The sequence below is a fragment of the bacterium genome (assembly GCA_035308905.1).
GTDB lineage: Bacteria > Sysuimicrobiota > Sysuimicrobiia > Sysuimicrobiales > Segetimicrobiaceae > DASSJF01.
Window position 1 is genome coordinate 16,866 of the sequence record DATGFS010000080.1, and the last position, 15,147, is coordinate 32,012.

At 64.9% G+C, this 15,147-nt stretch carries 14 protein-coding genes; 6 read left to right on the forward strand and 8 right to left on the reverse strand.

Annotated features, from left to right (window positions below; translation table 11 throughout):
* Positions 1–30 precede the first annotated feature (30 nt).
* Entirely contained in the window at positions 31–1,401 is a 1,371-nt protein-coding gene (locus VKT83_19400; protein HLY24640.1) for a tryptophan 7-halogenase, read from the reverse strand.
* Between the two features lie 229 nt (positions 1,402–1,630).
* Between VKT83_19400 and VKT83_19405 the strand changes: the two genes are divergently transcribed.
* On the forward strand, positions 1,631–2,767 hold the full coding sequence (locus VKT83_19405; protein ID HLY24641.1) for a hypothetical protein: 1,137 nt from the start codon (positions 1,631–1,633) through the stop codon (positions 2,765–2,767).
* Between the two features lie 202 nt (positions 2,768–2,969).
* Complete coding sequence (locus VKT83_19410) at positions 2,970–3,998, forward strand: MraY family glycosyltransferase (GenBank protein ID HLY24642.1); 1,029 nt, start codon at positions 2,970–2,972, stop codon at positions 3,996–3,998.
* A gap of 62 nt (positions 3,999–4,060) precedes the next feature.
* Here the strand turns inward: VKT83_19410 and VKT83_19415 are convergent, their stop codons facing one another.
* From VKT83_19415 to VKT83_19445, 7 genes are all read right to left on the reverse strand, one after another.
* Entirely contained in the window at positions 4,061–4,324 is a 264-nt protein-coding gene (locus tag VKT83_19415) for an acyl carrier protein (GenBank protein HLY24643.1), read from the reverse strand.
* A 65-nt stretch (positions 4,325–4,389) separates the two neighbouring features.
* A complete protein-coding gene (locus VKT83_19420; protein ID HLY24644.1) occupies positions 4,390–5,298 on the reverse strand; it encodes an alpha/beta fold hydrolase in 909 nt (302 codons plus the stop codon).
* Complete coding sequence (locus VKT83_19425) at positions 5,295–6,188, reverse strand: CocE/NonD family hydrolase (protein HLY24645.1); 894 nt, start codon at positions 6,186–6,188, stop codon at positions 5,295–5,297. Before VKT83_19425 ends, VKT83_19420 begins: the two co-directional genes overlap by 4 nt.
* Before the next feature lie 3 nt (positions 6,189–6,191).
* On the reverse strand, positions 6,192–6,932 hold the full coding sequence (locus VKT83_19430) for an alpha/beta fold hydrolase (protein HLY24646.1): 741 nt from the start codon (positions 6,930–6,932) through the stop codon (positions 6,192–6,194).
* 137 nt (positions 6,933–7,069) lie between these two features.
* Positions 7,070–7,987, reverse strand: a complete 918-nt coding sequence (locus VKT83_19435; protein HLY24647.1) for an alpha/beta hydrolase — start codon at positions 7,985–7,987, stop codon at positions 7,070–7,072.
* Positions 7,984–9,606: an amino acid adenylation domain-containing protein gene (locus VKT83_19440; GenBank protein HLY24648.1), complete on the reverse strand. Its 1,623-nt coding sequence runs from the start codon at positions 9,604–9,606 to the stop codon at positions 7,984–7,986. The genes VKT83_19435 and VKT83_19440 overlap by 4 nt, the downstream gene beginning before the upstream one ends.
* A complete protein-coding gene (locus tag VKT83_19445) occupies positions 9,603–10,745 on the reverse strand; it encodes an acyl-CoA dehydrogenase family protein (GenBank protein HLY24649.1) in 1,143 nt (380 codons plus the stop codon). The genes VKT83_19440 and VKT83_19445 overlap by 4 nt, the downstream gene beginning before the upstream one ends.
* Positions 10,746–11,094: 349 nt before the next feature.
* Here VKT83_19445 and VKT83_19450 point away from each other — a divergent pair, with 349 nt between their 5' ends.
* The 4 genes from VKT83_19450 to VKT83_19465 are packed head-to-tail and all read left to right on the forward strand — an operon-like array spanning position 11,095 to position 15,099.
* Positions 11,095–11,787: a response regulator transcription factor gene (locus VKT83_19450; GenBank protein HLY24650.1), complete on the forward strand. Its 693-nt coding sequence runs from the start codon at positions 11,095–11,097 to the stop codon at positions 11,785–11,787.
* Positions 11,788–11,812: 25 nt separating this feature from the next.
* Complete coding sequence (locus tag VKT83_19455) at positions 11,813–12,004, forward strand: hypothetical protein (protein ID HLY24651.1); 192 nt, start codon at positions 11,813–11,815, stop codon at positions 12,002–12,004.
* 11 nt (positions 12,005–12,015) lie between these two features.
* Entirely contained in the window at positions 12,016–12,912 is an 897-nt protein-coding gene (locus tag VKT83_19460; GenBank protein HLY24652.1) for a polysaccharide biosynthesis/export family protein, read from the forward strand.
* A gap of 24 nt (positions 12,913–12,936) precedes the next feature.
* Positions 12,937–15,099 (forward strand): polysaccharide biosynthesis tyrosine autokinase, encoded by a 2,163-nt coding sequence (locus VKT83_19465; GenBank protein HLY24653.1) that lies wholly within the window; start codon positions 12,937–12,939, stop codon positions 15,097–15,099.
* Positions 15,100–15,147: the final 48 nt, after the last annotated feature.

Below are 15,147 nucleotides of genomic sequence, written 5' to 3' on the forward strand. Positions count from 1 at the left end.
TTCCGCGGCGGTTGACCCGGGGTCTTGGCGCTAGGCGAGCCAGTGTTCGGTGGTTGCGACGTCCGCGCCCCTGACTTGCCACAAGGGCGCCCGCTCGGGATGGTAGCGGGACCCGATCGGAATGGAATAGGTATCTCCGTCCGCGTAGGAACGCTCGCGTTCCTCGGTGCGGTTGAGCAGTTTGCGGAACGCGAGGGTGCCGGCGGACGGTTGATGTTCGTACAGCCGGCCCGCGAACACGTCCGTGAGCAGATCCGTGTAGCGACGGTGCACGCATGCCGCGAACGTAAACGGCTGTTCCCAGAACAGGTCGATCATGTCTTCGAGAACGTCGATGCCGCGTTCGCTCGACAGCTGGTAGCCTGCAAACGGATTGCCGTTGTCTGTGCGCGCGTTCCCGAGGTACGCGCGCACGAGTGGTGCGATGAACTCAGCTTCCCGCATCGCGACCGTCACGCCGAACGAAAAGATCGGGTCGATGAAGCGGTGCGCATCTCCGATGCAAAGGAAACCCTTTCCGGAAAACCCGCGGACCTGGTACGAGTAGTTGGGAATGACGTGGACGTCCTCGACCAGATGGGCCTCGGGAATCCGCCTCGCCAACTCGGGATTGAGCTCACGAATCTCGCGGAGCAGGAAATCCTGCTTGCTCTCCTTTCGGTCGAGGAAGTAGGCGGACGGGCAGACAATTCCGACGCTTGTGACCTCGCCGTCGATCGGGATAAACCAGGCCCAGTGAAACTTCTGCTGGTACAGGATGACCGTGTTGCCGGGCTTTTCGTCTCTCGCCTCCCCGGAGTCCCGAATCGCTCCCGTCACCTGGGAGAAGAACGCGACCTGCCGATCGTATGCGCCCAGGTACTTTGGGCCGGTCGCTCTGTGGTTTGCGAGGAAGGTGGCTTGGCCGGAGCAGTCGAGCAGCAACTCGGATTCGATGTCGAGCGTGCCGCCGCCACCGGCCTGTACCCGCACGCCGTGCACCGAGCCGTCGTCATGCACGAGGGGCCTGATCGCCTTGCCGGGCAGGAACTCGGCGCCGCGCCGCCGCGCCTCGCTGAACATCATCGCGTCGAACTCGCTGCGCCGGACCGACCACGTGAAGCTGTCTTGGAGCCGCCAGTTCTCGTCCCGGGCCGTCACCGGTACAAACCACGAGGTCCGGGCGGTAGGTCCGTAGACCTTGACGCCGTACTTCACCGGCCACGCGCGCTCGGTCATTTTCGGCTCGAGGCCGAGCCGCCGGATGACCTGCCCGCCTTCCCCCGTCAACGATTCGCCAATGTGATACCGGGGAAACGTCTCGGCCTCGACGATCAGCGGAGTGATACCCTGCCGGAGGAGGAACATCGCGGTGGCCGCTCCGGCCGGTCCCCCGCCAACGATGACGACATCCCGCTTCATCAGTCGAACCTCCTCAACAACGCGGTCTCCGTCGACCACCCCGTACGGACGCGCAGACCTGTCCAATGGTCCTCCACAGAGTACCCGCCCGCCGCAACGGCACATACCATCGTTGGATGGAACCAGCAGCCAACCCCAGATGACAATCGATGATATGCCGACGGCGCCAAACAAGCGTTCGCGGCGACCGGCCGAGGGCCACCCGGCGACTACTTCGAAGTATCAGGCCATGCGGCTCATTCGCAACCTTGCCTTCGCCCTTCTGCTTGGTGTCACCATAGCGCTGCCGCTCGGCTCCGCCCATCCGTCGGACGCGCCGTTTCGGGCAACGCCGCTCGTTGACTTTGCCCCGAACGAACGCTATCTTCGTCGGTTCGAAGGATTGCTGTACACCGATCCGGCGACAGGTCGCAGCAGCAACGACGTCCCCGCGCAGCACGACGCCGACGGGAGGAGGATCGCATCCCAGATCGTGCCCCTGGACGCCGACGGCCGGCCATCGCCGTCCGGCAAGATCGGCGTCGTGGCACTGGGAATGAGCAATTGGACTATGGAGTGGTGCCGGGAGCAGTTCAGGGATTTGAGCCAGTGCACCCCGGACTCTTTTCTCCCGCTGGCGCGCTCCAATCCCGAGGTCAATCACACGACGCTGGTTCTGGCCGATTGTGCTTTTGCCGGTCTGGTTGCCTACAACTGGGTCGACAATCATAGAAACCCCGGGGCATATACGCTGTGTCTCACCCAGCGGCTTCCGCTGTGGGGGATAGCGGCGAAGCAGGTCGAGGTCGTGCTGTGGAAAAACGCCGACCCGATCAGATCGGACAATTGGCCGCCGATGTCCCCGGGCATGGTTTGTCGGGTTGCCGGCGCTCTCAATGCCTCCAACCCGGCAGTGCAGGGATCACCTGATGCGTGCAACTATGAGCGATATACGGGCATGATGGCTCGTTTCCTGAAGAGCGTCTTCCCTAACGTGAAGCAACTGTTTGTACATGCGCGGATCTATGGTGGCTATGCGACCACGACCCTTAATCCCGAGCCGTACGCCTACGAGACAGGCTTCGCCACGAAGTGGCTGGTCGACTCACAGATCCGCCAGGTCGCGACTGGTCGGATCGATCCGGTTGCCGGCGATCTCGATTATCGCAACGGCGAGGCGCCGTGGATCGCGTGGGGCCCGTATTGGTGGGCTGCCGGCAACACGCCGTGCCGCAATTGCGCGGAGTCCGGGATCACCTGGGCGGCCGACGACTTCGATCCCCGCGACGGCATACACCCATCGCCACACGGTGTCGCGAAAGTGGCACGGATGCTGCAGCGGTATTATTTGCAGAGTCCCTATAGTCCGTGGTTCCGGGCGCACTGATATCTCGCGGCCGCAACCGCCGCGACCCCCTCGGAGCGAATCAATCGCAGGATTGAATCACTCGCTCTACGATAGTCGCGGACGAGTTTCCTCATCGCACGTTGTGTATCGAATCCACCGTTTGCTCGATCATGTCGCGGGATGGCCGTCCGTATACTACCGTCAGGACGCCGTGCAATCGATCGCATCGCACAGGAGCGCGATGGACCTCGTTCTGGCTTTTTTCACGGCAATGGTTCTGTCGGTCGTCTTGACACCGGCGTGCGGGCGGCTGGCATTCTGGATCGGCGCGGTAGACTACCCGTCCGCCCGCAAGGTTCACCTCCGGCCCATGCCTCGGCTCGGGGGAGTGGCCGTGTACGTTGCGCTTGCGGTGGCCACTCTGCTGTTCCTTCGGGCCACGATCCCCGCCCAAATCACCCTGCTGCTTGCGGGCGCGGGCGCATTCGGCCTCATCGGCTTCGTCGACGATATACGAGATTTGGGGATCTCGAAACTGGTGCTGGAAGCCGTCGTCGTCATCGTCGTCACGTGGTTGAGCCACTTTCGCGTCAACCTCCCCTGGCCGTATGCCGGGGAAATCCTCGCGGTGCTCTGGATCGTGGGAGTCGCCAATGCGATGAACTGCCTCGATTGCATCGACGGCGCGGCGGCCGGCGCTGCGGCGGTCGGTGCACTGGCTCTTATGCTGTTGGCCCTGCTCGCGCATCGCCCGGGAGTCGCGACCGGGGCCGCCGCGGTGACCGGCGCCGCGCTCGGATTCCTACGTCACAATTTTTACCCGGCGCGGATCTTCCTCGGCGACAGCGGCAGCCTGATGCTGGGGTTTCTGCTCGCGGGGCTGGGTGCGGCCATCATAGCACCCGGGACATCTCCGGTGCCTTGGACGGCTGTGGCCTTGGTCCTCGGTATCCCGACGGTGGATTTTCTCCTCGTCCATGCGCAGCGGTATCGGCGAGGGTTGCGGAATCCGTCCGAACTCATAACCTCCACCGGCAAGGATCACCTGCCCCATCGGCTCATGGCCATGGGCCTTCCCGTCCCGGTGGCCGCGACGCAACTCTACGTAGCCTCTGCGGTCTTCGGGGGGTGCGCGGTCGCGCTCGTCGGACTGGGGCCGTGGGCCGGGCTTGCGGTGGCCCTACCGACGGTGTCGGTTGTCGTGCGGTGGTCCAAGCTCAACGCGCTGCCCGCGGTTGAGTCCTACGCACCGGCTAAACCCTCACAATAGCATGAACCTGCGGCCCTGCGACGAGGAGCAGGATTGCGCGCGCGTCACACGTACGATGCGCGCTAGGACGTCGGACTCTTCGCCGCGCGCTTTCGGTCGATCATCGACGTAATACTCTTCAACGTCGCGAAATTGCTCGGCACCAGTTCGTCATCCGCGATGTCCACGCCAAGCTCATCCTCGAGGAAGGAAATCAGCATCAGCAGCCCCATCGAGTCGATGACGTGATTGGCGATCAGCGGATAGTCTTCGGTCAGGGCGCCTACGTCGCCCCCCCAGTGCAGTTCCTGAATGATGAAGTCCCGAACGCTATCGATATGGGACATCGCGTGCCTCCTTCGTGAGTCTACAGGCGATCGATCCGTTCTCGGATATACGTGACGGCTGTCACTTATCGCCGGCGCCCCGAGGCCGCGTGCTCCATCCACTTCTCGAGGCAGGCAACCGTTTGCTGCTGTATCCGCAGGCTCGTCCACTCGTGCACGTTGCCGTCGAGCACTCGCATTTGCACGCAGGCCCTGCCTTGCGCAAGCACCGTTCCGAGCGCACCCTTCGTCGCGCGCACGAAATTCGCGTAGTCCCCGTCGTTGTTGCCCCAGAGCAATAGCAGCGGTACTCGGGCTCGAATCAAGTCACCCACCTGCCTGAGTATGGTCGGGTGCACCCTTGGAAATGGCCACCGCATCCGGCGACCGGTGCCCCTCAACCACGCCCACAGCGCTCGAAGAACAGCGAGTCGTCGGCGTCCGTCGAGCAAGCCCAGCAACATTCCAACGCTGGGTCGGATACGGTCATGGTTTAGGTCGTGAGTGCCCATGCCGGGAGGCAGCAGCGGCATGGATATGAGCACTGCGCCTTGGAGTCCTGGTACCCGCCGTGCGGCGGCCGCCACGGTGCGGGCGCCACCACACTTACCGATTAGGACCAGCTTGTCCATGCCGCGGCGCCTAAGTTCCGCGACGACGGCGAACAACCCATCGGTGTGGAGCCGTCCAAGATTGAACTCACGTTCCATCCCGGTGCTGTCTCCGGTTCCTCGCATATCGTACCGAAACACGCGGAAGCCTGCCTTCGCCAGGGAGCGGGCAAGCGCGACGTTGAAGTAGTTTTTCTCCAGCGCGCCCCCCGCGGCACCGGCGAAGTGCGGGGCCACCAACACGACCGCCTGTTGACGCGGCGGGCCCGCCGGGGTAGTGAGTACGCCAAAGAGCATTTCCGACCCAGCCCGGACCCACAGCGGCGTATCGTACGGCGCTTCGATGTTATCGTGGACGCGGGGCGTACCCACGGGCGCCGTCATCGTGCGCCCTCCAGTCGCCCGAGCCAGCCCAGGGTGGTTTCGATCAATCTGGCGCTCGACTGTGCACCGGCTATCACGAACCACTTGGAGGGATCTTCGCCTGTGATCATCACGCGCTCGACGCGCGACCCGGCGGCGGCAAGCACGTCACCGAGCGCAACATGCTCCGCCTTCCATTCATTCCGCACACCCACCTGAACGAGTAGAATCGAGCGCGCTTCGCTGGCAAGGTTCTCCCACAGGCGACACGCGGCGAGACTCTCATAGAGTGCGCGGTAAACCGGGAACCCCAGTACGTCGGCGTAGCCGTCCGTCTCGATCTCCAGGCGCACCTGGTCGAGGGTCTTCGTCAGCCTACCCTGTGTGGCGAGGGTGAAGACATTCTGCGCACGTACAAACGCCGGAAAGTATCGACGGCCGTCCGACACCGGTTCCCAAAGGGCAACCGGAATCGCGGTATCCCCCGCGACGGCCAGGCCGGCCACCAAGGCGCCCGCCCGGATGCCGCAAAATGCGAGCGATCCGGATTGCGTCAACTCCGTCGCGATATCGGCGGCAGCTTTGGCATCGTCAGCCCAGTTGCGCAATGTGGCCGTCTCGCGGTCACCGCCGCTGTGGCCTGTCCCCCGATAGTGGACCCGCACCGCGGCGTACCCGCGAACCGCGAATGCGCGCGCCGCGTCCACTTCGAGACGGTACAGCATACCGGCCTCTTTGGAGAAGGAAGGGCATAAGACGACGGTCCGACGCGCGGGGGTTTGGGGCCTGTAGAGCACGCAAAAGAGGTCGCTGCCGTCGCGCCTGACGAACATCGCGTCCTCGCGTACGTGGTTGGTCTCATCGATGCGCGTCGCTGTGCGGACGGGATACGTCAGGGTTCCTATGGGCATCAATCAGTCCTCCGAGTCCGCGGGCATAACGTGTTCCACCCAGCTTCGTAGGCACGCGACAATTCGCTGCTGGACCGCCAGGGTCGTCGGGTCATACACTCCGCCTTCGAGCACTTGTACCTGCGCCCGGTCGCCGCCTCGTTCCAGCAGCTTCCCGAGCGGCCCCCTCATCGCCCGCGAAAATTTTACATAGAATCTGTCGTCGGTGCCGTACAGGAAGAGCAGCGGTACCCGGGCTCGGATCGCGTTACGCACGTGCATGAGCAACACCGGGTGAAGGCCGGGAAACGGCCATCTCATCCGCCGTCCCGTACTCCTCGCCCAGGCCCACAGCGCCCGAAGAACAGCGTGCCGCCGGCGCCCATCGAACAAGCCCACCAGCATTCCCGGATTGGGCAGGAAGTAATTCCGATCGTAGGTGCCCATGCCCGGCGGGAGCAGGTTTGTGGAGATCAGCGCCACACCTTTGAGTCCGGCCAGTTGCCCGGCGGCGGCCAGCACCGTGCGCGCGCCAAAACACTTTCCGATGAGGACGACCCGGTCCATCCCGCGGCGCCGCAGTTCGGCTACGACCGCCATCACATCGTCGGTATGGAGCCTGCCGAAATTTAGCTCGGGCTCGGTTCCGGTGCTCTCTCCGGAACCTCGCATGTCGTATCGGAACACATTAAACCCGGCATTCCCCAGGCTGCGGGCGAGCGCGACGTGCAACCCGTTCTTCTCCACACGCGGGAAGACCAGCACCGCAGTGAGGCATCGGCGCGGCCCCGCCGGAGCCGTCAGTATACCGAGCAGCGCTTCAGGTCCGGACTGGACCCACACCGGTGTATCGTGCGACTTCTCGATCTCGGGACCTACGCGCGGCGTGTCCGTCGTCTGCATCATGGGTTGTCCCGGAGACCTTCGAGCCACCGCGCGGTGCTCTCCAACAGGACGCCGCTGGAGTGCACGTCGGGAAGCACGAACCAGTTGGCGGGATTTTCGCCGGTGATCAACGCGCGCTCGACCCGTGACCCCGCGGCGGCGAGCGCGTTGCCGAGCGTTGCGTGCTCCGCCTTCCATTCGTCCCGCATCCCCACTTGAACCAGCAAGACCGGGCGCGCCGCACATGCAAGTATCTCCCGCAACCGGCACGCGGCCAGGCTTTCGTAGAGCGCACGGTGAATGGGAAATCCGAGGGCGTCGGCGCAGCCCTTCGTCTCGATTTCTTGCCGCACTTGGGCGATGGTCTTCCGCTGACTGCCCTCGGTCGCCAGCACAAGGGCGTTCTGCGCGCGGACGAACGCCGGAACGTATCGGGCGCCGTCCGCCACCGGCTCCCACAGGGCGAGAGGAATCCCTGCACTTTCGGCGACGGCCGTCGCAGCGACGAGCGTACCCGCCCGAATCCCGATGAATGCCAGCGATTCGGATTGCGTCATCTTGGCCGCGACATTGGCGGCGGTCTTGACGTCGTCGGCCATGTCGTTCACGGTTGCGGTGCTGCGGTCGCCGTGGCTGTGCCCGGTCCCCCGGTAGTGGACGCGGACTGCCGCGTACCCCATGGCCGCAAACGCGCGCGCCGCGCCGACTTCGAAACGATACAGCATCTCCGCCTCTCCGAGAAACGAGCGGCAGATGATGACGGTCCGTCGTACCGAGCCGAGCGGTCGGTAGAGTACGCAGAAGAGGTCATGACCGCCGCGCCGCACGAACATCGCGTCTTCGCGCACGCCTGACACAGCGTCGATGCGGGTGGCCACCCGCGCCGGGTGTGCGACGGGGTCTCCCGCTTCGAGGAGGTGCTGATCCGTAATCACGCCGGAGTGGCTGGGGCGGCCGGCCGGGTCGCTTCCGTGGCCTTCAACGCGGCCGCCAGGGCCCCGCGATCGACTTTGCCGGTCGACGTCTGCGGCAGGGTTTCAAGGAACGTGAACGACTCGGGGACCATGTACTTGGGCAGCAGGGTCGCGCTAAAGCGGGCCAGTTCGCCGTCCGTGAGTGGCCCCTGCTGCGGCACGACGAACGCCTTGAGCCGACTGCCGACCACGTCATCGGGCACGGCGATGACCGCGCACGCCGCAACCTGCGGGTGGCTGTGCAGGGCGGCTTCAATGTCGCCGATCTCGATGCGGTAGCCGCGGCTCTTGATCTGGTGGTCGCGGCGGCCCAGGAACAGGAAATCGCCGTCGGGCGTCTCCTGCACGAGGTCGCCGGTGCGGTACACGCGCTCCGCGGTGGCACCAAACGGATGCTCGATGAAGGCGCGCGCCGTGCCCTCCGCGTTCCCCCAGTACCCGTAGGCCACGGTATCGCCCCGGACGTGCAGTTCGCCGACCTCGCCCCGCGCGGCCCGCCGCCCATCGTCGTTGACGGCAAAGACCTCGACGTTGGCGATAGCGCGCCCGATCGGAATAGGGGCCGTTTGATCCTCCGGCAGGGGGGGCACCCGGTAGTAGGTGCAGACGTTGGTCTCCGTCGGACCGTAGAGATTCGTGAATTCGGCGTGCGGCAGGAGCGCCATGAGGCGCCGGAGGTGCTTGGTCGGGAACACCTCGCCTGCGAAGATCACGTGGCGCAGGGACGGGAGCCGGCCCGCCCTGAGGCGGCCGTGGAGCAGGAGCAGCGTCAGGATCGACGGCACGGAATACCAGATTGTTATGCGCTCCCGCTCGATAAGCTCGGCCAGCTGCGCCGGGAAGACCGACGTCTCGGGGGCAACGACGACGAGCGTTGAGGACGCCATGGCCGCGAGGTAGATGTCTAGGATCGTCAGGTCGAAGTGGAGCGGCGCGTGGTTGGAGAGCACATCGGTGGGACGGGGCCGGAAGTAGTCACGACACCACTCGACGAAGGCCAACGCGTTCTGGTGCGAGAGCATGACCCCCTTGGGCTGTCCGGTCGACCCGGAAGTGTACAGAATGTACGCGAGATCCCGCGAAATTCCGGGCAGCGGGAATGCTTGGTCCGGCGAGGCCTCAAGGGCCTCCCGCGCCAGATGCGCCGTCCCGGCGGGCGGCGGGGGCAGATCACGTTCCCTGCCATCCAGGACGACGAAACGGTCGACCGGCGCCCCGGCCCGCCGCAATTCGTCCCAGGCGTCCGATTTTTCGCGGCCGGTCACGAGGCAGTGGATATCACAGTTCCGCGCGATGTAGGCAAGCCGCGCGGCGGGCGCAAGAGGATCGAGCGGGACGTAGGCGGCGCCGGCTTTGAGGATGCCGTAAACACCCGTGATGGCGTCCACCGACTTGGACAGGAACAATCCCACTCGGGCCCCTGGTCGTACGCCGGCATCCCTTAACACCCGCGCCAGCCGGTTGGTCCGGCGGTCGAGCTCACCGTACGAGATGGAACCGTTCGCATCGCGAACCGCCGTGTGGTCGGGGCGGCGGCACGCGGCCTCCGGCACGAGATGCGACAAGAGGTACGGTCTCATAAGCCCAACCTTCCCGCGATGATGTTCTTTTGAATGTCCGAGGTCCCGGAGTAGAGACGGCCTCCGACGGCGTCCCGGACGTCCCGCTCCAGTTCGTACTCTTCCGTGTAGCCGTAGCCTCCGTGGACCTGCACGGCGTCGAGGCTTGACGCAAGGAACGCTTCGCTGACGTGGAGTTTGGCCGTGGCCGATGCCGCCGACGTGTTCTGGCCGGCCGCGCGCAGCCATCCCAATTTGTAGAGCAACAGCCGGGAGGTCTCGAGTCGCACCTGCATGTCCACCAGCCGGTGGGACACAGCCTGAAACTTGCCGATCGGCTGGCCGAACTGTCGGCGCTCCTTGGCGTAGCGGATGCAGCGTTCGAGCTGCCGCTGCATCGTGCCGATCGCGCATGCCAGGATGTACCCGCGCTCCCACTCCATCGATGAGTTGAAGACGGTCAAGCCCCCTCCGAGCGGGCCTAGGAGGGTGTCCTCCGGCACCTCGCAGTCCTCGCACACGACCTCTCCCATCGGAGAGGTCCGCAAACCCATCTTGTGTATCTCGCGGCTGACCGAAAGGCCCGGGGTATTGCGCTCGACGAGGAACGCGGAGACGCCCCAGAATCCCTCGCCGCCGGTGCGGGCGAACACGACGAAGACGTCCGCGACCGGGGCGTTGGTGATGAATGTCTTCGTGCCGTTCAGGACGTAGCCCCCGGTGGTCCGCTCCGCCCGCGTCGTGAGCCCGAACGCATCTGAGCCGGATGCGGGTTCCGTCATCGCCTGCACGCCGATGAGGGATCCGTCGCATAGCCCCGGCAGGAATCGCCGCTTCTGATCCTCCCGGCCGAATGTAAGGATCGGCATCTGGCAGCTCCACATCTGGGCGCCGAGAGAGAACAGCAGACCGTTGTCCGCGCAGGCGTACCCGAGCGCCTCCAGCGCAATCGCAAGCGACAGCGGGTCCAGACCGCTTCCGCCGTAGTCCTCGGGAATCGGAAATCCCTGCACGCCGAACGAGGCACACCGCTGCCACAGGATCCGCGAAAATTCCCCGCGAGCGTCCCGCCCGGCGACATCGTCGGCGAGCTCGCGGCGCGCAAAACGCACCACGGCTTCACGCAGTTCTTTCTGTTCCTTCGAAGGCTCGAAATCCATGCCGCCCGCGCGGCCCCCCGCCGTTTCCCGCGATTGGTACAGTCTATTGCTGCGCCCTACTTTAGGCGTTGATCTTTTGATAGTCCCCCCATCGTGCGATGGATTTGCCCTGTCCAGTCGATGCGCGGCCCCGGCTGGTGGCAATTCGGCGCGAACGTGTCGCGACGGCGTCGCCGCCCGTACACATGCGAACACCAGATCGCTGTACGAATGAACGATCCGGTAGATCAATTGCATCAGTCAAATGTCCGGTGGGCCGAAGGGCGGGATCATGTCCAGCGGCCAACTGCATGCTCACGAAAGCAAATCGAAGGGATCAAACGATATCGTCGGACGGCGGGGGGTACCGATGGACAGAGTGAGGGTGCTCATTGTAGACGACACAACCCTGATGCGACAGGGCCTCAAGAGTCTTCTTGAGCACCACGACGGCGTCGAGTTCGTGGGCGAGGCGACGAACGCCGCTGACGCCACCGAGCTAGCGGCGCGGCTGCGGCCGGATGTGATCCTGCTGGACGTCGACATGCCGGGCCTCGATGCCGCCGAGGCGATTCGTCTGACCAAACAGCACCACCCCGAGGTCGAGATCATCGCGTTGGCCGAGGATACGGACCATCAGCGTGCGATGCGCGCCCTCGAGGCCGGGGCGACGGGCTTCGTGTTGAAGGACATCAGCCCCGACGATCTCATCCGGGCGATCGACGCCGTGTGTCACGGCCGTACCCTGATGGACCCGTACGTCGCCCGGCAGCTGATTGAGCGGCTGCAAACCATCATTCAGCACAACAACCACAACAACAACGGTAACAACCACGAGAACGGCGTGCAGCTCGGCGGGCTGTCCGGGCGGGAGCTGGAAATCCTTCTTGAGGTGACCCGCGGCGCAACCGACCGGGAGATCGGGCAGAAGCTCTTTCTGAGCACCTCGACCGTGAAAAGCCACATCCACTCGATCCTCGGCAAGATCGGCGTGAAGAACCGGACCCAGGCCGTCGCCTACGTCCTGACAAACGGGCTGGTGCGGCGGCGTCTGCCGGTGTGACGTGGCCGTCTCGGGGGGGCCAATCATGAAGGCGGTGCACGTCAAGGTCGAATCGGTGAAGACCCCACCGTCCAATTGGGCGATCGGGACGCCGTTCATTTATCAGTCGTCATTGTGGAGGATCAACGGCACGTATCTCGTGACGTCGCGCTCGGGGGTCCGGGAAGTGTGGTGGATTCTCGCGGAGCGGGCGAGCGACAATTGGTCGGCTGAATAGGAGGGCGGGCGATGAAACGGCGCCGGGAAGTGCGCGCAGTGCTTGGAGCCATGCTGACGGCCGTGCTGCTGGCCGCGGTCGTACCACCGGTCTTGGGCGACGCATACGTGGTGGCGCCGGGAGACACCATGAGCGTCACCGTGCTCAACGAGCCGTCGTTGAGCGGTTCCTACACCGTCGATCCCGACGGGAAGATCGCGCTGCCGCTTGCCGGCAGCATCCCTGTCGAGGGACTGACGCTCGACCAGGTGACGTCGACGATCGCCAAGGCGCTTGAGCCCTACATTGTCAAGCCGCAGGTCACCGTGGCGCTGCGGACCGTGAGCTCCAGAAACTACGTGTACGCGCTCGGTCAGGTCACAAAAACGGGTTCGTATACGATGGAACGCGGCTGGACCATCGCCGACCTCATCGCGGCCGCGGGCGGGACCACGTCGAGAGCCGCGCTGACCCAGGCGTTCATCCTCAGAAAGGACCAGACGATTCCCGTCGACCTCGATGCGCTGATCGTGAAGGGGCAGACGTCCGCAAACGTGGCGCTGCAACCCGGCGACGTGATCATCGTGCCGGAGACCAAGAACACCGTGCAGGTCATGGGCGAGGTGCTCCATCCCGGCAACTACACGTTCAAGGCGGGTGATCGTGTCGTCGACGTCATCTCAACCGCCGGCGGCAATACCACAAACGCCATCATCAAGGACGTCGGCGTGATCCGGCAGGACACCACCAAGAAGGCGGCCACCGTCATTCATATCGATCTGAACAAGTTCTACAAGGCCGGCGATCAGGCCCAGAACGTACCGTTGCTGCCCGGCGACATTGTGTACGTACCGCCGAAGGGAACGAACTGGCTCCAGGTTGTGTCGCAGCTCACCGGATTCGCGACGTTGATCACGATCTTCAAGTAGCACGGACGAAGGGGGCGGGCTGCGATGGAAGTCTGGAAGTATTACCGGGTTCTGCGACGGTGGCGGTGGGTCATCGTTGCCGCGATGATCGCGGGCGTCCTCGGCGGGCTGGCCTTTTACCGGCCCGGCATCCACGACTACAGCGCCACGGCGATCCTGCTGGTGCCGTCGGCCGACAGCGCCGCGTTCTCGACCCACCAAACCCAAGGGCCGGGGCAGACCCGAGGGTTGGCGGTCCTCGGGCGCATCTGGAGCTCCGACATTGCCGAGCGCGTGATTCAAGACCTCCACATGAACGAAAGTGTGTATGGGTTCCACCTGCGGCTGGCCGCCGCGCAGGACAAGGACAACCCGCTCATCCACATCGCGGTGAGCGGCCGGACCCCGCGCGAGGCCATTGCGCTCGCCAACGCGGTGGCGGACACGGTCGCACAGGACGACCGGGACGCCGGACAGCGGGACTTCACCGTCGCCCGTGAACTGGTGGAACGTCAGCTCACCACGGCGCAGGCGCAGGAACAGGCGTTGCAGGCGCAGCTCCTGGCTTTCGAGCGTGCGAACCAGGCGGACCTCTCGTCGCCGGCGCTCGTCCAGATCACCAGCCTCCAGACGCAGTTGCAGGACAACGACGTGGCGCTCCGGGAGGTGCAGGCCCGGTTGACCTCCACGAACGCCCAGTTGCAACAGCAGGGACCGACGCGAACCGAGCGCGAGCTCACGACCAACCCACAGACAGAGAGCATCCGAACACAGTTGCTGAACGCGGAGATCTCCCTCACGGGCGAGCTCGCATATCATACGGAGAGCCACCCTCATGTGATCGCGCTCAAGAAGCAGATCGACGGGCTCAAGGCACAGCTGGCCGCCGCGCTGACTCAGGCCGAGAACGCACGGCAGATCGTCCACAACGCGTTGTACGATTCCCTGACGGCGGCGCGCATCAACTTGGTGACGGACGAGATGGCGCTCGAAGCGAAGCGGGACGCATGGCAGCAGGTGATCGCCGCCACTGCGCGCCAGCTTCCCGTGGTGGCCCAGAAGAAAGCGCAGCAGGCCGGCTATTCCCGTGCCATCGGGGACCTCGACCGGATGATCCAATCGTTGACTCAGCAGGTCAGCGACGCCCGGCTGCGCGAGCAGGCGGCGCAGGCTCAGGCCAACGTGAGTGTGGTCGATCGTGCGCAGTCGGCGCAGGCAAACCCGTTCCGGGCTGAGGGATTCGTCCTGATGTTCGCGCTGATGCTCGGGCTGCTCCTCGGCGTCGGCTTGGCCGGTCTGTTGGAGTACCTCGACAATACCGTAAAGACGCCGCAGCGGGCGGAAGGGATCCTCGGCGTTCCCAACCTGGCCGCGATTCCGTCGCACAATCCTCCGTTCAATGAGGCGTATCGGATGCTGCGCGTGAACCTGACCGCGCTCGAACACGACAAACCGGAGATCTTTGCGTTCACGGGCGTGAAGCCGGGGGTCGGGACGTCGACGGTGGTCGCAAACACCGCACGTGCGTTTGCGCGGGCAGGCCGCCGGACGATCGTCGTCGATGCCGCGGTGGAGCGGCCTGTGCTGCACTCACGCTTTGGAGTGCCGAACGACATCGGCCTCGCAGACGTGCTGAACGCCCGCGCGACCTTGGCCGAAGCCCTGGTGCCCACCGGTGTCCGGAACCTCGAGGTCCTGCCGGCCGGCACGGTCGCGGCGGACGAAGGCGCGGTCGACGGACGCTTTGGCTCAACGGCCATGCGAGATCTGCTGACGGCGCTGCACGGGCGGGCGGACGTCGTGCTTTTCGATACCTCGCCGGCGTCGATCTTCTCTGCGACGCTGGACCTGGCACCGCTCATGTCCGGGGTTATCCTGGCCATCGACGCCCGCCAGGTGCCTCGCGGGTTGGAGCTGCAGGCCAAGACTCAACTGACCCGCGTCGGCGCCAGTTTGCTCGGGATGGTGTTGACCCGTATGCGCCCGGATCTGGTTGACAGCTATTACTACTACGATCGCCAGCTCAAGCCGCAGCGGCCGGGACTGTCGCCGGCGATGGCCGCTACGGGACTGGCGGTGCTGATCGGGGCGGCCGGCCTCGTGGCGGCGCTGCTCCTCAGGCGCGCCGGGCTGCACCTGCCGGCATTCGGCGAGGTGCTGGTGCGGTGGGCACCGTTCCTCCATTTCGGCGTCTTCGGCGGTCGTTAGCGATTTCGGGACGCACGCTCGTAGACTTTCTGCGGAGGACGAACGAAG

Coding starts and splice junctions, on each gene's coding strand:
- VKT83_19460 (HLY24652.1), top strand. CDS start 12,016: ATGAAACGGCGCCGGGAAGTGCGCGCAGTGCTTGGAGCCATGCTGACG.
- VKT83_19420 (HLY24644.1), bottom strand. CDS start 5,298: ATGACGGCGCCCGTGGGTACGCCCCGCGTCCACGATAACATCGAAGCG.
- VKT83_19450 (HLY24650.1), top strand. CDS start 11,095: ATGGACAGAGTGAGGGTGCTCATTGTAGACGACACAACCCTGATGCGA.
- VKT83_19410 (HLY24642.1), top strand. CDS start 2,970: ATGGACCTCGTTCTGGCTTTTTTCACGGCAATGGTTCTGTCGGTCGTC.
- VKT83_19405 (HLY24641.1), top strand. CDS start 1,631: ATGCGGCTCATTCGCAACCTTGCCTTCGCCCTTCTGCTTGGTGTCACC.
- VKT83_19445 (HLY24649.1), bottom strand. CDS start 10,745: ATGGATTTCGAGCCTTCGAAGGAACAGAAAGAACTGCGTGAAGCCGTG.
- VKT83_19415 (HLY24643.1), bottom strand. CDS start 4,324: ATGTCCCATATCGATAGCGTTCGGGACTTCATCATTCAGGAACTGCAC.
- VKT83_19425 (HLY24645.1), bottom strand. CDS start 6,188: ATGCCCATAGGAACCCTGACGTATCCCGTCCGCACAGCGACGCGCATC.
- VKT83_19465 (HLY24653.1), top strand. CDS start 12,937: ATGGAAGTCTGGAAGTATTACCGGGTTCTGCGACGGTGGCGGTGGGTC.
- VKT83_19400 (HLY24640.1), bottom strand. CDS start 1,401: ATGAAGCGGGATGTCGTCATCGTTGGCGGGGGACCGGCCGGAGCGGCC.
- VKT83_19455 (HLY24651.1), top strand. CDS start 11,813: ATGAAGGCGGTGCACGTCAAGGTCGAATCGGTGAAGACCCCACCGTCC.
- VKT83_19440 (HLY24648.1), bottom strand. CDS start 9,606: ATGAGACCGTACCTCTTGTCGCATCTCGTGCCGGAGGCCGCGTGCCGC.